Raw genomic sequence first — 22,215 nt, 5'->3', positions numbered from 1 at the left:
ATGAGTATTTGATAGGGCTTGAATAAAATAAGCCACAAAGTATTTTAAAAATTAAACAAATTTATGATATATAAAAATGTTTCAAGTCGGTACTGTGTAAAATCCCTTTCGGCAACAGGGGATTAGGCTTACTATAAATGATTACGGTAAATTAGGGCTAATTAGTTGCTTTTGCGCTTAATTAATTTATTAAAAAATCTTTTATATGACTCCATATCAAATATCACCGAGTCGGTAGCGGCTTTATATGACAGGAAAAGTCCGATGGGTGTGAGTATGATAATAGCTACCCACATACCAAAAACGATAGAAACACTACCTGCCCTAACTGATTTTTCGCCTATGGTAGAAATAATATAGTATATCAGGAAAAAAATCACAGAAATTACTACCGGCAGTCCTAATCCTCCTTTACGGATAATAGCACCCAGGGGGGCACCAATGAGGAATAAGGCCAGGCATGCCGCCGAAAGTGTGAATTTTTTTTGTACTTCCGATGCATAACGCCGGATGTTGAGGGTGTCATCATTGTAACGATCGGTACGATTCTTTAATATATCTTTTATAGAACGAACCTCTGAGGACGCGCTTGAAAGGGCTACCACCTGATCGGCCAGTTTCATACTTTTCAGCACCCCTGCTTTATCGGCCGCTATATATTTAACTGCGGGTTTTGCCGGCATGTTAAAAAATTTCATATAGGGTGTAATAAGCTTATAATTCTGTGCAATACTACCATCAACCTGGTGTTGTACAGAATCTACATAAGACCGCAGCTGTTTTAAGTTCATCATTTGCGATGCTGACTTAAATTCATTTTCATTAGTACGTGTCAATTTAAGGCCGTCTAAACTAAACTTTTGTTCGGTTTCCTTAAAGCGAAAGCGCGAAAGGCGCTGCCTGAAATTATAAGTAGCATTATCAGGAGCCGATTCTTCATACCGCACACCATCTTTTAATTTCAGCACCAGAAATTTATCGCCCATGGTCCGGAACATAGTCCCCTCACGGGCTATAGTAACAGTTGTATTATTGTTATCGGCACTTTTTTGGTATATCATGATACCATATAACCTTTGCCCATCAGGATCTTTACTTTTTACACGGATGGTATAACCTGTAAAGCTATTGCTGAAAACCATTTGGGGCAACAGATCTGCCGATTTTTGTTTACGGGCATCATACAGTAATGAGAAATACTTCAGGTTGGCCACGGGCAACATATAGTCTGAAAAGAAGAAGGCGGCCACACTCAGAATGGTAACCACCACTATCATGGGGTACATGGCCCGGCGAAGGGATATACCTGCTGCCTTAATAGCCACCAGTTCGTAATTTTCGCCAAGCGAGCCGTAGGTCATAATGGTTGACAACAGTACCGATAAAGGGAGTGCCATAGACACATTGGTGGCCGAGTTGTACAACATCAACTCAAGAATCGTATACCAGGCAAAACCTTTACCTATCAGATCGTCGATGTATTTGAACAAAAACAACATCAACAAAACAAACATCACAATGAAAAGCGTACTTACAAACGGTCTTATAAACGATTTAAGGAGTAAAAGATGTATCTTTTTCATTAACGCAATTTGTACAACAGGATATAACGCAGCAAATGCCTGTTAATTTTCATTAACGCACAAATAGCATTTCACAATACAAAATTAGCTAAAATTAAGTTTCTTTAAGCACCCAATACGCTGATGAGGTATTCGATCTGGTTATCCCATATCAATTTGCGCTCGGCAATGGCATCTTCTGTTGCGAAATCGGTAACACTGAGGGCAACATCATTGGTTAACTCATCCTGTAGAATTTCCATTTCAAAATAAAATTGCGGATCGTCGTCTACCCATTTAAATCTAACCAGCTTGTTTTCTTTTACAGTAAGTAGCTTTGCTTTTTGCGCGTCGCCATCCCAGGTAAATGTATAAACCTGATCCTTGATGTTCACGTCGTCGGCAAACCATTGCGCTAATCCATTGGGCTCACTCAGAAAGGAAAACAGTATACGTGGAGACGATTTTATCTCATATTCAATGGTAAATTTCTTTTTTTCGGACATTGGGGTTTATACTTGTAAGCTCTAAAAGCTGTAAATGTTAACATTTTTTCTAAAGAAAACGAATTTCTGCTATATTTGCAAACCTTTTTAAGGAAGGCCATTGATTTATTAAGGGCCACTCTTTTATAAAACCATTATAAAAGAGCAAGATACACAAAAAGGCGGGGTAGCTCAGATGGTTAGAGCGTAGGATTCATAACCCTAAGGTCGGCAGTTCGATCCTGCTCCCCGCTACTTAAGGAAACACCACTTTGTGGTTGTTTCCTTTTTTTATGCCAATAAAATGCTGTGATCCAATTCGCAAACACATTCACTCGGTTTAAGGCCTTAATTTTTCACTATATTGACCCACAAAAATATTGCATAAAAACCTGTGATTATAGACAAACTATTTTCAAATTTCGATAATTATCTGCCACTTAATTCAGCGGAAAAGCACGATCTGGCGGGGCGGGTTATCCAGCGAAAGATTAAGCGGAGGCAGTTCATATTACAGGAAAATGATGTTTGCAAGCATTATACCTTTGTGGCTGAAGGTTGTTTCAAAAAATTCCAGGTGGATGATAAGGGTACTGAACATAATCTACAGTTTGCTGCCGAGGGCGACTGGCTTATGGAGATCGTTAGCTTTTACTTCGAAAAGCCAAGCCGTGTTTATATTGAAGCCATCGAGCCATCGGTTATATTTCAGATCTCCAAGCCTGATCTTTATTATTTGTATGATAATAATCCTAAATTCGACAGAAATTTCAGGGTTATTGTAGAAAACCGTTTAGTTGAAACAGAAAACAGGGTTTTACAGGCGATCAGTTCGACAGCCGAAGAGCGCTACCTCGCTTTCATTAAGCAATACCCACACTTGCTATCAAGGCTTCCAAACACACAAATTGCCTCATACTTAGGGATTACTCCTGAGTTCTTGAGTAAAGTCCGTAAAGATCTCCTCAAAAAATAAGAGTTACCCTTAATCTATCTTAACGGTATTTCTTAAGTTACCTTATATGTTGTTTGAGCTATTAGCGATCATCTTTGTCTCGTCATCAATTAATAAAAAAAATGAACGAGATACAAAAGCTAAATGAAAAAACTTATGTGTTTATTCCGGGCGGATGGCATGGTAGCTGGGCTTATGACCCGATAACTGCAAGTCTGAAACAGTTAGGAAAAAAGTGTATTTCATTAACATTGCCAGGTCTTGAAATACAATCTGCGATATCAAACAGGATCATAAATTTAGATACACATATCCAGTTCATCATAGATGTCTTCTTAAAAGAAAACCTCACGGATGTGATCTTATGCGGTCATAGCTATGCCGGCCTGGTTATCACAGGTGTTGCAGATAAAATTCCGGAAAGGATACATGCACTTGTTTACATTGATGCCTACATTCCCAAAGATGGGGATTCCTGTTGGAGCTTGACGAGTGAAGTATACCGACAACGTTTTGTAGCCGGAGCTGGCAATAATGGTTTCACTGTAGCAGACCGGCCGGGTTTAGACGATCGAAGAAGACCGCACCCGCTGGCAACATTCATGCAAAGCTTAAACTTGAATGGAAATTATGAACGAATTCTTAACCGCACATTCATTTATCTCAGTGGTTGGGAACAGTCTCCCTTTGTCAAACAATATGAGAACTTAAAAAACTCTCCTGATTGGCATGTCGAAACAATACATTGCGGGCACAATGTGATGAAAGAGCGTCCGGATAAATTGGTTGATATTTTATACAGACTGGAAGATAAATATAGTCAAACCTAAAAACGGCTACACCAGTAACGCCAATTCTTTTTTACCGGCTAAATACCCGTCCTTACCGATCATCTCAAAGGCTTAACCAGTTTGGGCTTGTCATAGGCCTTTCCCGGGTTTAGTTTTACAGCAATGATTAATCGTCTTGTTTAAAATGTTTTACCAGGTTAATCGTCTATATCAATATGGAAAATAACTACATCATACCGAACCCAACACCTGCTGCGCCCAACAAAGAGCAGGAGCTCGCTATCTTGTTCCTGGATATTCGCAATTTTACTGGTCTGATGGAATCGCAACCGGAGGAAACAGTTATCCAGGTGGTTCGCCGCTTATTCACCACCTTTAACCAGATCATAAAGAAATTCGAGGGTAAAGTAGTTGAGGTTGCCGGTGACAGTTTGTACGCGGTGTTTGGCTTGCAAACCGAGTTGAAGGAATCCGTAAACAATGCTTACCAGGCCGCCAAAATGATGTTTCAAACCGTCAGGATGTTTAACGATGCTTACACGGAGCCTTATGATGGTGGGCCATTAGAAATTGGGGTCGGCCTACACGCAGGTAAAGTATTTGTGGGCGAATTTGGGCTAGACAACACGCCGCAATTGTCAGTAATGGGCCTGCCGGTGAATATCGCTGCCAGACTTCAAGCTAAAACAAAGGAGCTGAACAATGATTTCCTTATTTCCGAATATGCTTATCAATCGTTAATACCTACCGATGATTACTCCAGTTTACACACTATTGAGCTGCAAGGGATCCGCCAAAGTCAGCAGATACGTTTGGCGGGGAAGTCCTATTATAATTTACATTATTTAACCAGCCCGAAAACAAATTTGGATTATTTGTTAGCGATCTCTGGTTAAAACCAACTATCCCTCTCCGGATAGTTGGTTTTATATTTTTTGAGTGGTCTTCTTATCTTATCGTGTAATTCTTTATACGATCAAAGCCCTGTATCACCCGAAGCTCTATTTGGCTAAATAATTTCTTAATTCGCCGCTATTTTCAGCGTAGTTCCATCTGATCTGGTCATTCTTTCCGTCACCATTGATATCAGCAAAAAAGAAATCGGTATCTCCGCTTTGTGAAGTACCTCGCAATGAATAATACGGGCCATCAAATGTATTAGCAGTGGTAGCATAATAAATCTTGAGCTTACCTAAATAATTACCAGGGTTCCAGTAGATCTTATCGGCGCGGCCATCGCCATTTACATCGGTAAAATAAAATACGGTTGCAGCCGAAGCACTTGAAGCACCGGCATCTGTAAATGAAGTTGAAGCAGTAAAGGTACCATCACCATCTGACAGGAAAACCGATGGTTTACCGGAGTTAAATGTTGGCTGCCAAAGGATCTTATCTGCCTTTCCGTCGCCGTTCACATCGGCATAATAAAATGCAGAACCACCTGTAGTACTTGCCCCTTCGGCGCCTGATACCACTGTACCGCTGAAATTACCATTTGAAGTAGCCAAATAAACACGGGTATGGCCTGAATCAAAAGTGCCATTCCAATAGATCTTATCTGCCTTGCCATCACCGTTTACATCAGCAAAATTATAGATAGTGGTAGTTCCAGCGCTGGTACCTTCCGGGTTGTCGATCACTGTCGAGCTGAAATTACCATTGGTGGTAGCCAAATAAACACGCGTATGGCCGGAGTTTAAGGTTGGATCCCAGAGTATCTCATCGGCCTTGCCATCGCCATTCACATCGGCATAATAATAACGTGTGGTAGTTGATGTAGAAGCACCTGCTGTATGCACAACCGCCGTTGCCACGAAGGTACCATCGCCATTGGAAAGGAATATTTGTGGGCGACCACTATCGTAGGTAGCGTTCCAGTATACTTTATCTGCTTTACCGTCCCCGTTGATATCGGCAAAATAGAAGCTGGTATTCGCGTTTGCGCTTTTCCCGTTGGCATCGGCGTGTGCACCGCCAAAAATGCCAGGCACAAAGTTTGCCATCACCGGCCAGTGATCTGAAGGCCAGAAACCATTATAGCTGGTGGTGATTACTTTCCATGAGGTGAAGGACATACTCCGGTCACTCATGATCCAATCTATCTTACCGGTGCCGGTAGCTGTCCAGCCGTGAAAGGTGAGGTCGCCATCGGTATCACCAAGAGCATCCACCAGATCCAGCCCATCCTTCAGGTTATTGATCTCTTCGGTACCCGGTTTTGCATTAAAGTCGCCAAAAACAATTTCGGGCAGGTTTTCGGTATTGTACTGCTTAACGGCTGCTACCAGTGCCTGTGAGTTTTGCAACCTCACCGGCTGCGAATCAAATTGCCAGTGGCTGTTACTTACAAAGTACCTGAGACCTGTAGAATTATCCAATAATTTAGCCCAGGTACCGGTATTGGTTGGCCCAAGCACAACCGTACCGCTGCTTTGCAGCGTAAAGCGGTTGGTTTTATAAAAAATAACTTTCGGTGTACCCATACCTGCCGATTCGTCAAAATATACCCCATAACCCAGGGTTGCCATCTGCGGCATAAACCAATTTTCGAATGAATTATCCGAAAATTCCTGCATCCCGAAAATATCGGGGTTATTATCAACAATGATCTGACGGATATTGCCCTGGCGCTCCGTAATAGATTGTGCGTCGGAAGGATCATTATGTCTTATGTTGAAGGACAAAACCCTGAACTCGGGACTTATTGCTGACGCCGACACTTCGTTAACAGCCGGCAGCTTGCCGTTATTTACTGTTTTTGACTCACCAAGCTGTGATTTTTGGCAACTGGAAAAAAATAGCAGGCCACCTAAAAAACAGGCTGTTGCTTTGATAAAATTTGTGTTGTTGTTTTTCATGATAGGTTGATATATTTCGACAGAAGAGTTTTACATTTATTATTAGTTGGACTTTACTTTATAGGTTTATCAAACAATGGAACGGTGAACTGGCTATCGGCATCGGTTTCGGTTGTATTGGCATAAGGCGAAAATGTTTTGACCGATAACTCATTATTCTTAACGGAAAATTTATACAGGCGCATCAAACCATTGCCACCGTTTGGCCGGCTTTGATAATCGTTAAGGAAAGTCATAATCGTATGTCCGTTAAAGGTTTCTGTACGATAACCCTCGCCATTATCACCTACGTGACCGCAAAGCATCATAAACAGGTTTGGATTGCCTTTCAAGCTTTCATAAATGGCTTTGCCCTGGGCGTTAAAAGGAGCTTGTGGCGTATTGGAACCGGTTACCGGGTTAAAATGCAAAATGGAATGGCTCACCACAATTGCCTTGCGGGTTGCATATTTGGCTAAGATCTGGTTGGCCCAGCCGTACATACCTGCCTGGTCTTCATTAAAGGCATCAAACTCCAGAAACAACACAATGAAATCAACGTCGCCAACGGTAAACAGATCATAGTGGCTATCGTTATTATTACCGTAATGACCACCATAGTAAGAACGGCCTTCAAAATGTTTTACCCCAAAATATTGATTATACCCGTTGGTGGTGCCCTTAACCGGGTATTGCGACGGGAACTGATCATGGTTACCAACAGCCAGGCCGTAAGGAATACTTACCGGGTTTTCCAGGCCGTAAAGCGCGGTTTTGGCCAGGTACCATTCGCTCCTTGCTGTAGCCGGGTTATCGCCATGCTCGGTAATATCGCCCATGTGCGCTACATAAGCGATGTTCTCTTTAACCTGGTTCTTTTTTATCCATTCTATCTGCGCTTTGAACATATCAAAGGTTCCGCCAAGCTGGGCCTGGGCCAGGTAATATTGTGTATCAGGCAATACCGCAATGGAAAAATCACCGGATTTAACCACCGCATCGGGGCCGGGAGTATTTAAAACCGTATCCGTTAGGGGTAAACTATTTTTGGCTTGCGCATTATAATTCAGTAACAACAGGCCAAGGCAAACCCCGGCTGCGAATGTTTTTCTGTAATTCAACATCATATTTTTGTTTAAAGATTAAATAGTATCCCCTCCTGCCTTATGTGCACGAGGGGATGTAAAAAATATTAGATCAATAACCGGGATTTTGTGTAAGCAATGTATTCAAGCCTATTTCAGCCTCAGGTAAAGGATATAACAGTTTATTACTATTAACAATGTATGAATCAGGCGAGATGTAGCTGATCTGGGTTTTTAGCTTAACACCAAAAGCATTCATTACATTAACTGCGTTACCAGTGCGCACCAGATCATGCCAGCGCTTGTTTTCGAATGCCAGCTCAACACGGCGTTCATGCAAAATAGTATTGCGCAACGTTGTCTGATCAGCACCGGCAACCGGCGCCAGGCCTGCGCGGGCCCTAACCGTATTTAAAGCCAACAGCGGTGATTTACCCTGCTCGTTTTGGGCTTCGGCCAGTAATAGTAAAGCCTCTGAATAACGGTAGATCGGAAAATCATCGGCAGAGCCGGTTATGGCGGCTGGTGTGTGCTCATATTTTTTGATATAAGGCACTGCTGTTTTTCCACTTGGGGGCCCGCTGTAATTTACAATGCTCTTTACAGCCGAATAAGTAAAATAGCTACTGCCATCATATGCACCCTCGGCAATACCAATAGAGGCATCAAGGCGCTTGTCGCCGGTTTCATAATTACTGATCAGGTCCTGTGTTGGTGTATTCCAGCCACCGGTAGTCGTATTGTCAATAGCCAGCGTAGTAATTAACGATGTATTTTTACTTCGGGGCAGGAAATGAAAGCACAATGGATTGGGTGTGGCGCCGGTAAGCGTTCCATCCAAAAACTGTACTTCAAACAGCGACTCTTTGTTGTTTTTATTGGCAGGTAAAAAAGCGTCGGCATAATTGGTGTTCAAACCGTAGCCCATGGCCGCTAAAGTGTTTAGTTGCGCTTCTGCATCAGCCCAGCGTTTTAACGTTACATACACATCGGCCAGCAGCACGGCTGCCGAACCTTTGGTAGCAATCCCTGTTTGCGGAAACTTTGCCGGTGGCGCCAGTTCGTTCAAGGCATCGGTGGCATCGGCAATGATCTGCTTGTACACATCATCGGAAGACGAGCGCGGCAGGAATGCGTCATCGGGCGTAGTCACTTCCTTAACAAAAAGCGGAACGCCGCCAAACAGCCTCACCAGTTTAAAGTACATCAGCGCACGCAGAAATTTACTTTGCCCGTCATAACTTTTCACAGAAGCATCGGCAATACCCGATGCCGTTTTAAGCCTCGAGATCACAATATTTGCCCTGGATATTACCAGATAGGCGTTTTGCCATTCGGTAGCGGTATAACTATCGGTTGAGGCATCCATAAAATCAGAAAGTTTTTCACGATCTGTATATGCTGTACCCCGGTTATTTAAAAACGATTGATAAATGGTGTTATCTGAGCGCATTTCAGAAAACAGGTAATCTGTTGTTACTACATCGCGCAGGCCTGCATAAGCAGCTGTAACCGCCTGTCCAAACTGTGCATCGGTTTTATAATAATTTTGATCGCTGTATGATGATTGGGGTGCTAAATCAATAAAGCTTTTTTTACATGAAGCAGCTGTTAGTAGTAATAGCCCCATTAAAATATATGTTTTTTTCATTGTGCTCTTTTTAAAGTTTTGCAGTTTGATTATTTTATTGAAGCTGAAATACCTAATGAGAAAGTCCTCGGGATTGGATAGGCATTTTCATCAACACCAATACCCTGGGTTGGGTCCTGCCCGCTCAAGTTAATTTCAGGGTTCATGCCCGAGTAACCGGTAAATACAAAAGCCTGCTGCACCGAGGCATAAACACGAAGCGATTTAAAGGCAATATTATTTTTAAACGGTATGGTATAACCCAGCGAAATATTTTTGATGGCAAAGTACGAGCCATTCTCAATCCATTGTGTATTTACTTCACGGCCTATTGCTGTGGTACCTGTTTTAGTGCGCGGATAAATACCCGAACCCGGGTTATCAACAGAACGCCAGTGATCAAGCGCGGCAGCCAGCGGCACGCGCGAACCATCCATATTGGTTTGATAAGCCCATTTTGCTGCATTCAGGATTTGCCCTCCTACTGAAAATGACGTATGTATATTAAGGTCGAACCTCTTGTAAACAAAGTTGTTGGTGAAACCGCCAGTAAACGTTGGCGTAGGGTCGCCGATAAAGGTACGGTCGTTCACGTCATCAATCACGCCGTCGCCATTAATGTCCTTAACCTTAATAGTTCCTATATCTGATGAACCATTAGGCGAAGTAGCTGTAGCAAGGTATTTTGGAGAGTTGGCCAGATCGGCCGCGTCTTTATACAAGCCTTCAAAAACAAAGCCGTAAAACTCACCCAAATGATGGCCAACCTGTTGCCTGAAGTAATCGGATGATACCGTGTTATTGCGGCGGATATACCCTGGCGATACCAGACTCTTGATCATGTTACGATCAAATGAAATATTGAAAGAGCTGTTCCATTTAAAATCGCGCCTATTAATATTAACCGTGTTGATGGTAATCTCATGCCCCCAGAACGCCAGCTTACCTACGTTATCATAAACTGTTGTATAACCCGATGAAGTTGGTAATGGCCTTGCTTGTATCAGATGGTCAGAAATTTTGTGATAATAATCATAAGTCAAACTGATACGATTTTTCAACAAACTCAGATCAAACCCTAAATCAAGTTGTAAACTCCGCTCCCATTGCAAATTAGGATTACCCAAATTACTAAGCGTAGTACCCTGAGTAATGGTATTATTGTAATTGTAATAGTAATTTGAAGTAGTAGATTGCGCTACATAATTATTAGAAAAGAAGTTATTACCTGTTACCCCATAACTGGCGCGAATTTTAAACAGGTCAACGACTTTTAAACGTTCCATAAATTTCTCGTCACTTGCTACCCAACCAGCCGATACAGAAGGAAAATTACCGTACTTGGAATTTGCACCAAAGCGGGAAGACCCGTCGTTACGGAATGCTCCCTGCAACAGATACTTGCCTTTATAATTATAGTTAATACGCCCGATAACCGATAATAATGAATAAGCTGTGTAGGAGCTATTACCGGTTACGCTGGTGGCCGCAGTCAGGTACGGAATATCATCGTTCGGGAACCCCAGGCCGGTTAGCGTATTTGAAGTTGATGAATACCTTTGAACAGAATATCCACCTAATATTTCGAAATGATGATCCTGATGAAAAGTTTTAGTATAGTTCAGATAGCCCTCTGCTGTATATGAACCATTATCGACCGAACTGCTGGTACCCGTTGGGTTATTGGCTGTAGAAGTTACAATACCCGACTGGTAATAGTTACGTGTTTCGCCACCTTTATCAACGCCTACGTTTACTTTTAAAAGCAGATCTTTTATAACCTCATAATTGAGGTAAGCATTTCCAAGTATGCGTGTAGTTTTGTAATTGTCATTAGTAAGATTAAACTGGGCCAATGGATTAACATAGGCTACCATACCTGGTGAACTCACATTGCGCTGATAAGATCCATCGGTATTGAAAGGAGAAATCAGCGGGCTGGCTTCGAAGATGCGCTCAAATAAGCCGCCCACACCATCTGTTGTTAACCGGTTATTATGATCCAAACGGTAGCTTGGTGCCAAATTAACCCCTACTTTTAGTTTGCCATTGGCTACAGACAGATCTTTATTGAAACGTGCAGAAAATAAACGTGTCCCCGTGTTAATTAAAACACCTTGCTGATCCTGGTAACTTACTATGGCAGTAGAAGATGATTTTTCGGTTGCCGACTGTATCGTTACATCGTAATTCTGAATAGGCGCGGTACGCGTAAGCAGTTTATACCAGTTGGTTCCGGTACCATAGCTTGAAGGGTCGACATCGAGGTAAGCGGCCTTATAATCATTGGCAATGGTATAATTTTTTTCATATAACAAACCATCCTGTGCCCGCTCTTTCATAAATTCGGCAAACTGCTCGGCATTCATCACTTTCGGAACCCGGTTACCGGGAATTGCCTGCACGCCATAGTTAGCATTAAACTCCACTGAAGTCCCCCCTCCCGGTTTAGCGTGTCGGGTAGTGATAAGTACTACCCCGTTAGATGCCCTTGAACCGTACAAAGCCGTGGCAGACGCATCTTTCAGGATACTAAAACTCTCAATTTCATCAGGATTAATATTGTTGATACTACCGGTTATAGGCATCCCATCAATTACAAAAAGAGGCTGGTTATCTGTAAAAAAAGATGCAGCACCACGAATACGGAAATCTATTCCTCTACCCGGCTGACCGCTGCTTTGCACAACCGATACACCGGCTACCTTACCCTCCAGCTGTTGCGCAAACTGTATTACCGGCATATCCTGCAATGGCGCGGCATTAAGCTGTGCTATTGAACCTGTAATTTCGCGGGCGCGTTGTTTACCATAACTTACGGTCACCTCTTTAAGCTGATTATCCGCCATCAGACGGATATTTAACACCGTGGCCTGGTTGCCGGTAACTTTAACATTGGTAGATTCCACCCGGTTATAGCCTACAAACGTAACGGCTACCGTGTAAATGCCCTCTGGCAGACTGAGGTTATATTTGCCATCGAGATCGGTTATCATACCGTACGAGGTGCCTACGATACTGACCGAGGCGCCTGGCATGGGCTCACCGTTTTCATCCGTGACCCTCCCGCTTATCCGCCCCGCGAGTTGCCTGTAGAGGATGATATTACCGGCCTGTTCTTTAAAACCGATCTCCTGCCCTTTGAACAAGGCCATAAGGATGTTTTTCAGGCTTTCATTTTTATAATCCGCTGCGTCAGTATATTTGCTGGCGAGTTTTAAAAATACGTCGTCATAGGCAAATACCACATTGGCCTTTTGCTCCAGTTTTTTGATAACCGAAGAAAGGTCCTCGTTGCCGAAGCTGATATCCACCCGGGTATTCACGCCCTGTGCTGCTAACTCAGTGGCCCGCACCGATACCAGGCCTATGGTTATTGATATGGAAATAAGTAAAAAAGAGATACGCATAAACTGTCTGCATAACTGTGTATGGAAATTCATATTTTTGATTGCTTTGTAATGAGTCAAATAGTTGCTGAGCATGGCAGGTGGGTCTGCAAACCTTCACCCGCTGAAACTAAAGCCGGCTCCTGCTGAAACAGGGACCGGTTTCTTTATTAATTAGGGCTAATAAATAATTACGTTAGTGCCCTCCTTTCTGAAATGTGCATTATGTATCGCGCTGATGAGTTTTAGTGTTTCTGAAGCAGGCGTATCGCGTTTGATACGTAAACTGAACAGATAGTCATGTACACGCTGGTTACCCGCTTTTAAAGTAAGGCCATACAGGTTTTTAAAAACAAGAGATAGTTCCTCAAATTTTACATGATTTAAATAGATATCACCGTCTTTCCAGCTTTGGCTCTGATTGGCGTCTACTTCTTTCTGTTCAAAAGTTCCCTTACTGGTCAGATAAGTGAGCTCGTGCCCTGGCGTAAGGAATGATAGCATTTTTGCCCCCTTGCTTACCCCTACTTTACCAGTAAGCACCGTAATTTTAACATGGGGCAAACTATGATAGGCATTGATATTGAACGAGGTTCCTAAAACCTGTACCTGCAGCGGGGCAGTAACAACCCTGAATGGCTTATGAGTATTGTGTTTTACTTCAAAAAAGGCTTCACCTTCATCTAAATAAACCTGGCGTATGTTTTTATCAAAATTGGAAGGTACACGCACCTGGCTTTGCGCGTTTAACCATATCACCGAACTATCGGGCAGCGTTAATTTCCTAACCTCTCCGTTAACCGTACGTAAAGTAGTGTAGGTTTCCGGAACCGGAGTCGCGGGCCTGAGCAGGAAATAAATTAGCGAAGACAAAGAGCATAGCAACAAAACACTTGCAGCAATGCGGTAATTGAACCATAATGGAGGTGTTGATTTATTGATATGGATAGATTCACTAATGTTTGCGTGTATGGCATTTCTGACCCGCTCCCGCTCCTCCGCAGATAAGGCCTGCTTTTCATTTTCGCCCTCGTACGAATCATACCAGGCTTCAATGATGGCTTTTTCAGTTTCATTAGTTGTACCTTTCTGGTACCGGCGAAGTTGTTTTATAAATTTACGTAGCTCCATGATGGGGTTTTCAACAGTAAGTCGTCAAAAAGCCCCTCAGGTACTTATAATTTACATCAACATTTTGTTAATTAATTGTGAAGCACAATAAGATCAAGGCGATATAAGCGGCACTTTGTTCGGGGTGTTTTTCAGAAACAACGATGCGTAGCCTTCGTAACAATTCGGAGATATAATTTTTTACCGTTTGTTCGGCCAGTCCCAGCTCACTGGCAATTGCTTTTACAGAATGGTTTTCACTGCGCAATTGATAAACCTTTTGCAGCATTTCAGGCATATGTTTAACAGCTTGTTCAAGTGTCTGCTCCAGCTCAAGATACCCGGCATGATCATGTATTGAATTCTCAAGCAACTCCACTCGCTGCAAGGCATCTTCAAGACGAACATGCGCAACTTTTTGAGATCTGAAATAACTGATCACACTAAATCGTACAGCGCTCATTAAATATTGCTCCAAAGTGGTTTGGATGGCTAAAGTATGCCTGCGCTGCCAGAGTTTAATAAAAATCTCCTGCACAAGGTCCTGTGCCTGCGCTTCATCATCAAGCCTGGACAAGGCTGCCCGGTATAGCCGTTCCCAATAACGCTCAAACATCAGGTCAAAAGCCGAATGATCGTCTTCCCGGATACGTGAGAGTAAAATAGCGTCGGCAATTTCCATGACTTGTTTGCCACAAACCTACACTACTAATGTTAACTAAACTTTAAGAAAACAACCACCCTATGGTTGTCATGACTGTATTTTTGAACTCAGGCGATTATCTGGAAAATTAAAAGGATTGAGATTAATAGATTAGCGCTGGAAGCAATGAAGGGTCAAAATTTCTTTTTGTCGATGATCTCCATAAAACTACTCCTGAATTTTTCGCTTACAGGGAGGCGCTTGTCGCCGATAAAAATATGGTTATCTTCTATTTTAACTAATTGTTCGGAATTGACAATATAAGAATTATGTACCCTGATAAATGGCAGCAAAAGTTGTTGCTCAATGTCCTTTAACCTGCGGTAAATTAATAACTGCTCCTGTGAGGTAACTAATCTTACATAGTCCTTCTCTCCTTCAAAATACAGAATATCCTTCAGTGATATTTTTCTAAAAGCTTTCCCCGATTTCACAAAAAAGTAATCCCTGTCTGGTTCGGTATTTGCAAGTCTTTCCGGCTCGCGTTTCAAAAAATAAGGTTCTATTTTTTGCACTGATGACAGGAAACGCTTTAAGGTGATGGGCTTTAGCAGATAGTCAATCGTTTGAAAAGTATAACTTTCTGCTGCATATTCTGAATAAGCAGTGGTAAAAACAATTTTGGTTTGAGGCGGCAATAAAGTAGCCAGTTCCATACCCGTAAGCTGGGGCATGTTGATATCTAAAAAAATAAAATCGACGCGATTTTTCTTTAAAAACGCTAACGCCTCCAATGCATCATAACACTTGGCCTTGAGCTGCCATTCTGTGCTTTGTTTTATCAACAACTCCAGCAGATCAACTGCATCAGGCTCATCATCAATAATTATGCAGCTTAAATTCATACAAGCGGTATTTTTAAAAAAGCGTGGTATAGTTCCCCGTCCTTCTTAGTAGTTAACTCAAAATTTGAGCCATACAGCATCGATAGTCTTTTTGTCAAGTTCGCAATCCCAAATCCGTTTGAATCAGTCGGTACCGTCGGGTTAAACCGGCGATTGCTGGTCTTGAAAAGCAGATAGCCATCTTTTTGGATTAACGAGATATCTATCTGGTTTTGTTTGCTCGACTTATTGATCCCATGTTTAAATATATTTTCTACAAAGGTCATCAGTAACATTGGAGGGATACGTAGTTCCGCCTGATACGCTTTCTCGAAGTTAATGGTAACACCGTACCTGATACGAATTCTTTCCAACGCCATATAGTTTTCAATAAACGCGACTTCGGTTGTCAATGGAACTACGTCCTTCGGGCTTTCGTCAACAAAATAACGCATGATATCTGACAAACGCTCTATCAGGTTGGCCGAGGGAGGGTCAACTTTATAAACCTTATAGTAAATATTATTCAATGTGTTAAACAGAAAATGCGGTTGTACCTGCGATTTGAGTAAATTGAGCTCGGCCTGGCTTTTTTGAAGCATGATCTCCTCTGTTTGCTGTTTTAACGTAAAGTAAGCAATTGAAATACGAAAAATAAGACTGAGAATATAGATCAGGATCCCGCTTGGAACATAATAGAGCAAATTCAAGAATTTGATGTGAACTGGTTTTATGATTGAAAAATACTGATAAGCCACGATGGATGTATACCCGCGCAACATCCCGACAACCACAAGAAAAAGTACCACCAGGATACCGTACCAAACAAACTTCTTTTTTTGATAAAACATGGGGTACAAGACCAGGATATTTCCATAAATAATAATCGCATAGGAAAGTGTACTGATTAGGGTAGATATTACAGACTTCCGGACGCCATCCATCGGTAATGCTGAAAAAAAGATCAACAATAATACAGCAACCCAGATGAGCAGTTGAAGCAGGGTAGTACTGGGTCTTTTTATTTTCATGTTCAAAAATACCAGCCTTTTATGTTTTAAGGTATTGTTTTACATCATTGGGCTATTATTTTCTGCAATTGCCCCAAAAATTCAGATGATTGGCCAAAAGGACATCAAAAGCCATGTTGTCGAATAAATACCCCTTTTCGTTAAAGATCGAATCAAGTGGGTCGAAAAGATTCTTGAAGGTGATTTGTAAAAAGCAGCTTTGATCATCAAAAATCAAAGTCATGAAAACATTCAAAAACATTTATCTGCTTTTAATCGCAGTAACTCTATCGGCCCCGGCCTATGCGCAAAGCCCTAAACCACGGGTAAGCCCGGCGGAATCTGTAACCGGGAAAATAGGTGATGCTACCATCACTATCCATTACAGCAGCCCATCGGTAAAAGGTAGAAAGATCTGGGGCGGATTAGTTCCTTATGATACAGTTTGGCGTGCAGGTGCTAATGAAGCCACTACGTTTGAAACCGACAAAGGCATTAAAATAGCGCATCAACAATTGCCGGCAGGTAAATATGGATTTTTCCTGGTACCGAAAGAAAAAGGTAAATGGATAGCTGTTTTTAATAAAGTACCTAACCAGTGGGGCGCCTTCAAATATGATGAAAGCAAAGATCAGCTTCGCGTTGATATAAAAACAACTTCCCTACCTGATGACCAGGAAATGCTCATTTATAAGATCACTCCAAAAGGAGTTTTATTAAACTGGGAAAAGCGATCCATTTTCATTCCGGTAAAATAAACCCAAACTCCATACAGATGAAAGTGTTTAAGTTGAAATTAGTCATAATCCTACTCATGCATTCGGGCATTAGCAACAAACTATATGCCCAAAACAACGGAAAGATAATCGGCCGTGTAAAGGACGCCCAAACCCATGACGCCATTTCATTTGCCACTGTGACTTTAATAAATCCCGCCACTAAAACTAATATTCAGGCGACGCAAACAGATATCAGCGGCAATTTTTCCCTGGACAATTTACCCCAGGGCACATTTACTCTCCGGTTAAGCTATTTGGGTTATAACGCGGTTGTTAAAGAAAACATCATCATCAATCCACCCGATGGTGCTTTAAATCTGAGCGAAATTCAAATGAATCCATCCCCCAATAAAGTATTAAATGAGGTAACCGTTACAGCGAAAAAACCTACTATACAAAACAAAGACGGGAAAAAAGTTTTCGCTGTAAATCAGAGCCTGGTAAGCCAGGGGGGTACTGCTGCCGATCTGTTACAGAACGTACCCACGCTTCAAATTGACGTAAATGGAAATGTGAGCTTACGCGGTTCAACCGGGGTAAAAGTTCTGGTCGACGGTAAACCATCACTTATTGCAGGCGGCGATGTTACACAAATTCTTCAATCCATCCCGGCTAGTTCTATTGAAAATGTGGAAGTGATTGCCAATCCATCGGCTAAATATGATGCCGAAGGCCAGGGCATTATCAATATCATTTTAAAAAAGAATAGTAAAATAGGTTTCAATGGTTCGGTAACCGTGGCCGCAGGTGCCCGCAATAATTATAATGGCAGTGGAGCTTTAAGTTATCAAACAGACAAGGTAAATCTTTATGGAAATTACAGCCTGCGCGATGGCGATACCTACAGCAACGGTTTCCAATACCTCACCTTTTTACAGCCAACCGATGCAACCGTTTTTTCAAATGAAACCTTCCCTTCTACCACCCATAACAAGATACAAAATGTAAAAGCGGGCGTTGATTATTCGTTAGCCCCCAAAAGCATATTGAGTATTTCCGGCAGTCTCAATTTACGCAATACCCACCGGGATGAGCTTTTAGAAATAAATAACCTGGATGCCAGCAGCCTACCCATATCGTTAAGCCATCAAAACAATACCACTAATAGCAATGGAAAGAGCTATGAGCTGGATCTGGATTACAGCCAGCACTTTAAAAACCCCAAAGAGGAGCTAACCTTCAATTTCTCTTATTCGCATGGCACTTCCCGGAATCTTCAGGTCTATCAAAACCATTTAAATATGCCGAGCCAGCGAGGGCCTACGCCACCAGACCCTGCTCCTTTAGAAAGTGATATATGGAACAATGGCAATAATTACAATATACAGGCCGATTATATATTGCCTACGGGCAAAACCGGACAAATATCTGCCGGTTATCACAGCCAGATCAGTTTGGGTAACAATAATCAGTACGCGTATGATCTAAACAATGGGATCCCCTCTCCTATCTATACTTATACCAATCTTTTCAACAGCAATAAACAGATTCACGCTGTTTATTTAAACTACCAAAACCAGATCAGGAATTTTAGTTATGAAGTAGGTTTACGAGCTGAGGACTCCCACTTAAACGCGACTTTTACAGGGTATGACGCCAACAACTTGCTATATAGTACACCTATAAGAGTTCCCAGCAAAGGTTTGTATCCCAGTGTGTTTTTAACGCAGAAATTTAAAGGTGATCAGCAACTACAGTTTAGCTTTACCAAGCGGGTAACAAGGCCTACTCCAAGAGAGCTTAACCCATCAACAGATTTTTCTGATCCAACAAATTATGAAACCGGCAATCCGCATTTGATACCCGAAAGTATCAACTCTTTGGAACTGGGGTACAACAAAAACTGGAAAAATATTTCATTTACATCAAGCCTTTACTATAGTCGGCTTAATAACGTCATTAAGCATATCGAGAGCTCACCGGTCAATGGGCTTATCATCACAACGGCTCAGAATTTAAAGCACTCTACTACCACCGGACTGGAGCTGATAGGGCATTTTGATTTGATCAAAGCCTGGGATTTTACCGCCAATGCCAACATTTTTGAACGGCAAAATGATGCTTCCCCTCAATTTGGGATAGCGGCAAACAGTGGTTTAAGCTGGAACGCGAACATTACCAATAATATAGCTATCGTAAAAAGCCTGGCTATACAGATCCGGGCAGATTACCGCGCGGCTGATTTTATAATCCAGGACAGGAACCGCCCGGCATTTGGCCTCGATGCGGGTGCCAAATACGATTTTCCGGGCAACCAGGCTTCTTTAAGTTTCAATAGCGTTGATATTTTAAATACCCGTAAATGGGCATTCTTAAGAAGCAGCGATGCATTGCTTTTGGATTTTCAGCGCCGTACATTGGGTTCAAGGGCCACTTTAAGCTTCACTTATCATTTTGGCAAAAGCACAGGAGCCCACAAACAACCCAAGAAAAAAGAAGATAATCCGGATAAGCGGATTGATGATGCTTCTTAGTTATAAAAAAGTTTATGTTTTCGGTCAATACTAAAATTCTTCAACGTTCTTTAGATCAGTTAGTAGAAATTAGGCATTCAGAAGAAAATGCCTAATTTAATGTAAGTTCGGGATAAGGAATGCAAACCTGATCCCGATGCCCGCTATGTTAAAATTGGGTTTACATGGTTTACACTTTTCATGGTTTACATTAATACATATAATTGATAATCAATTAATTACTTTATTTTACATTAAAAAAAACGGTTTACAGTGTAAACCATAAATAATAGGGTTTACATTGATCCGCTTTAAGCAATGTATTCAGGGTGTCTTTAAATAACCTGAACTGCTTATCCTGGGCTCAAGTTAATTTATTGCCTTATACTGCTACTTGACGGGCAAAAAACCTTCAATTATTGAGCGGCAACTCCACATAGAAAAATGTCCCGTTGTTTTGTTTGCTTTCAAACCAGATATGCCCTCCATGTGCTTCTACTATTTGTTTAGAAATGGCCAATCCCATACCAAAGGGTTGTTCACCGGCTGTTCCGGGTCTTTTGGCTTCAGTGAACATATCAAATACTTTATCGTGCATTTCCGCTGGTATACCTATGCCATGATCTTCAATGGTTATCAGTACGCTATCTTCCTTACTGATCATCTGTACATTAACAATAGCGCCGCTGGGACTGAATTTAATGGCGTTGGCGATCAGGTTGCTGATCACACGCCACATTTTTTCCCGGTTAACGCTAATGGTGAGATGATCCGCTGTCAGTTGGATCTGCTGACCCTTTGCTTCGGCTTTAAAATATAAAAGTTCTACACAATAATGCAGCAGGGTAAACATATCAACCGGCTCCATTTTAAGTTCTTCGAGGCGGGTATGAATTTGCAAAAGATCATCAATCAGGTTCAGTGAATTCTTTCCGGAAGTTTTGATCAGCTCCAGCATGGTACGGTCATCACCGGGTCCGCGTTTGTTATCCAACATCATTGTGGCAACAGTCATCATGGCACCTACCGGGTTACGCAGGTCATGTGCTACCATTTTCATCATACGGGTATTTTCCTCCTGGCTTTGCTCCAGGGCGGTAAGCGTTTTTTGCATCTGCGTATTGTACTCGCTGATCTTTTGGTTCAGTTTGGTAAGTTCATTAACACTATTCCGGTAACGCTTCAGGTTATACCATACTAATAATAAAATAATGATCGTCATCACCGCAAAAACAACGATCGCAACCAGGTAGGTGGTTTTTAACTGATCATTTTTGCTTAGTAAGGTTAGCCGATATTGTTGTTCGATGTTCTTAAAACCCTGGTCTATATCAGCAATTTTTAAGCCCTTACTGACCTCATCAAGCGAATCGCGCATGTTATCATATTGCTGAATATACTGGTACGCCAGTGCAACCTGATGGGTTTTATCATAATATTTCCATTTTAATTTTTTCCACTTTAAGCGATTATCCGCATTGCTTTGGCTTTTTCCACGCCCGGCAAGCAGGTCAAGCTCAATTTGTTTTAATAAGGAATCGGCTGCTGTAAACCTGGAAAACTGAACATACAAGCCTGCCAGTTTGAGTTGCGCCGTTTGTGCGTCTTCTACAGCATAACCTGGTCGATTATTGATATGGATGCTTTCCTGTAAATATTTTTCTGCTTCGGTATAGTTATTCATCAAAGCATAAACACCGCCCAAATTGCCATATACTACCGCCCGGGCCATCTCTGCAAACTGCTTTTTTTCCGGAAAACGCCCCGCGTTCCGGTTAATAAAGGTTAGCGCGCGTTTATAATAATAAATGGCACTATCGGGCATGTTGGCCCTTTCAAAACACAGTGCAATGGTATTGAGATGTGATTGCGGATAAATAAACAAATTACTAAAACCCGCGCCAGCCTTACAATGGCTGTTTTCGGCAAACGCTTGTTTAAAATACGGAATGGCCCTTAAATAGTTACCCTGTATATACCTCACCATTCCTAATTGATAAGTGAGCTGGCAATAGCTACAGCTATCCAGGTTTTTTTCGCCAAAGGTCTTACCATCATAGTAACATTTAAATGCTTCAGCATATCTTTTTTCAACTATCAAAACGTCTCCTTTGGCAAATATGGCGCCTGCATATTCTTTTTTATATTGCAGCTCCTTACCTTTCAATATCAGTAACATGCTGTCTGCATATAACTTTTCTTTAACCAGGTTCTTATCGTAGTATAAATAATAATTAGCCTTCTGATTATACTTTTTCCAGAGATCAGTAACCCCGGGGTTGGGGAAAACGCGGTATGCAGAATCGAGATAGATAATAGAACGTTCCAGCTGCCCGCTATTGAGCAAAGTATTGGTTTTATCAATAATGGAATCTGCAAGAGCTGGGTGATTGATATTTTTTGTAGATACCTGTTTACAGGCAGATAAAAACAGAACACAAGTTAACAGGAGGCCCCAACAACTCCATTTTATTAATTTAGTAAGATATAAGCATAAAGGCAAAGGCATAAGCTAAGCATTTGATAGCATTTATAAAAGGTATACGGACAAGGTTTTAGTAAAGTTAAAATTTGTATTTATAAACAATCAAATTACTCAATT

The 22,215-nt window shown here is 41.7% G+C and carries 16 protein-coding genes and 1 tRNA gene; 6 read left to right on the top strand and 11 right to left on the bottom strand.

Translation table 11 applies throughout. The features are described 5' to 3' along the window. Positions 1-161 precede the first annotated feature (161 nt). Both AC57BQ_RS27605 and AC57BQ_RS27600 read right to left on the bottom strand, forming a co-directional pair. Positions 162-1,583 (bottom strand): LptF/LptG family permease, encoded by a 1,422-nt coding sequence (locus AC57BQ_RS27605; protein ID WP_496409302.1) that lies wholly within the window; start codon positions 1,581-1,583, stop codon positions 162-164. A 104-nt stretch (positions 1,584-1,687) separates the two neighbouring features. Further along, complete coding sequence (locus AC57BQ_RS27600; RefSeq protein WP_090471465.1) at positions 1,688-2,068, bottom strand: START-like domain-containing protein; 381 nt, start codon at positions 2,066-2,068, stop codon at positions 1,688-1,690. 160 nt (positions 2,069-2,228) lie between these two features. Here AC57BQ_RS27600 and AC57BQ_RS27595 point away from each other — a divergent pair. The 4 genes from AC57BQ_RS27595 to AC57BQ_RS27580 all read left to right on the top strand — a co-directional run bounded on the left by AC57BQ_RS27595 (position 2,229) and on the right by AC57BQ_RS27580 (position 4,689). After that, positions 2,229-2,302, top strand: a tRNA-Met gene (locus AC57BQ_RS27595). Between the two features lie 139 nt (positions 2,303-2,441). Beyond that, on the top strand, positions 2,442-3,023 hold the full coding sequence (locus AC57BQ_RS27590) for a Crp/Fnr family transcriptional regulator (RefSeq protein ID WP_496409301.1): 582 nt from the start codon (positions 2,442-2,444) through the stop codon (positions 3,021-3,023). A gap of 101 nt (positions 3,024-3,124) precedes the next feature. After that, a complete protein-coding gene (locus AC57BQ_RS27585) occupies positions 3,125-3,832 on the top strand; it encodes an alpha/beta fold hydrolase (RefSeq protein ID WP_496409300.1) in 708 nt (235 codons plus the stop codon). Between the two features lie 176 nt (positions 3,833-4,008). Beyond that, the gene (locus AC57BQ_RS27580) at positions 4,009-4,689 is read left to right on the top strand and encodes an adenylate/guanylate cyclase domain-containing protein (RefSeq protein WP_496409299.1); all 681 of its coding nucleotides are present in this window, start codon (positions 4,009-4,011) and stop codon (positions 4,687-4,689) included. A 105-nt stretch (positions 4,690-4,794) separates the two neighbouring features. On the opposite strand, the gene AC57BQ_RS27575 is transcribed toward AC57BQ_RS27580, so the two are convergent. The 8 genes from AC57BQ_RS27575 to AC57BQ_RS27540 all read right to left on the bottom strand — a co-directional run bounded on the left by AC57BQ_RS27575 (position 4,795) and on the right by AC57BQ_RS27540 (position 16,402). Next, positions 4,795-6,651: an FG-GAP-like repeat-containing protein gene (locus AC57BQ_RS27575; protein WP_496409298.1), complete on the bottom strand. Its 1,857-nt coding sequence runs from the start codon at positions 6,649-6,651 to the stop codon at positions 4,795-4,797. 53 nt (positions 6,652-6,704) lie between these two features. Further along, positions 6,705-7,757, bottom strand: coding sequence for a metallophosphoesterase (locus AC57BQ_RS27570; RefSeq protein ID WP_496409297.1), 1,053 nt, complete (start codon positions 7,755-7,757; stop codon positions 6,705-6,707). Between the two features lie 70 nt (positions 7,758-7,827). Then, positions 7,828-9,366 carry a RagB/SusD family nutrient uptake outer membrane protein gene (locus AC57BQ_RS27565; protein WP_496409296.1) on the bottom strand — a complete coding sequence of 513 codons (1,539 nt, stop codon included), beginning with the start codon at positions 9,364-9,366 and terminating at the stop codon, positions 7,828-7,830. 29 nt (positions 9,367-9,395) lie between these two features. After that, entirely contained in the window at positions 9,396-12,788 is a 3,393-nt protein-coding gene (locus AC57BQ_RS27560; RefSeq protein ID WP_496409295.1) for a SusC/RagA family TonB-linked outer membrane protein, read from the bottom strand. A gap of 126 nt (positions 12,789-12,914) precedes the next feature. Beyond that, positions 12,915-13,865 (bottom strand): FecR family protein, encoded by a 951-nt coding sequence (locus AC57BQ_RS27555; RefSeq protein ID WP_496409294.1) that lies wholly within the window; start codon positions 13,863-13,865, stop codon positions 12,915-12,917. 67 nt (positions 13,866-13,932) lie between these two features. Continuing rightward, entirely contained in the window at positions 13,933-14,526 is a 594-nt protein-coding gene (locus AC57BQ_RS27550; RefSeq protein WP_496409293.1) for an RNA polymerase sigma factor, read from the bottom strand. A gap of 155 nt (positions 14,527-14,681) precedes the next feature. Next, the gene (locus AC57BQ_RS27545) at positions 14,682-15,392 is read right to left on the bottom strand and encodes a LytR/AlgR family response regulator transcription factor (RefSeq protein WP_496409292.1); all 711 of its coding nucleotides are present in this window, start codon (positions 15,390-15,392) and stop codon (positions 14,682-14,684) included. Beyond that, positions 15,389-16,402: a sensor histidine kinase gene (locus AC57BQ_RS27540; RefSeq protein WP_496409291.1), complete on the bottom strand. Its 1,014-nt coding sequence runs from the start codon at positions 16,400-16,402 to the stop codon at positions 15,389-15,391. The genes AC57BQ_RS27545 and AC57BQ_RS27540 overlap by 4 nt, the downstream gene beginning before the upstream one ends. 221 nt (positions 16,403-16,623) lie before the next feature. On the opposite strand from AC57BQ_RS27540, the gene AC57BQ_RS27535 reads away from it, so the two are divergent. Then, positions 16,624-17,139 (top strand): DUF2911 domain-containing protein, encoded by a 516-nt coding sequence (locus AC57BQ_RS27535; protein WP_496409290.1) that lies wholly within the window; start codon positions 16,624-16,626, stop codon positions 17,137-17,139. 23 nt (positions 17,140-17,162) lie between these two features. Then, positions 17,163-19,634, top strand: coding sequence for a TonB-dependent receptor (locus AC57BQ_RS27530; protein WP_496409496.1), 2,472 nt, complete (start codon positions 17,163-17,165; stop codon positions 19,632-19,634). 391 nt (positions 19,635-20,025) lie between these two features. Here AC57BQ_RS27530 and AC57BQ_RS27525 read toward each other — a convergent pair whose 3' ends face one another. Further along, positions 20,026-21,960, bottom strand: coding sequence for a tetratricopeptide repeat-containing sensor histidine kinase (locus AC57BQ_RS27525; RefSeq protein WP_496409289.1), 1,935 nt, complete (start codon positions 21,958-21,960; stop codon positions 20,026-20,028). Positions 21,961-22,215 lie beyond the last annotated feature (255 nt).

The sequence above is a fragment of the Mucilaginibacter sp. BGA-UO-ETr-C110 genome, assembly GCF_059567985.1.
This window is presented reverse-complemented; position numbering and strand designations above follow the sequence as displayed.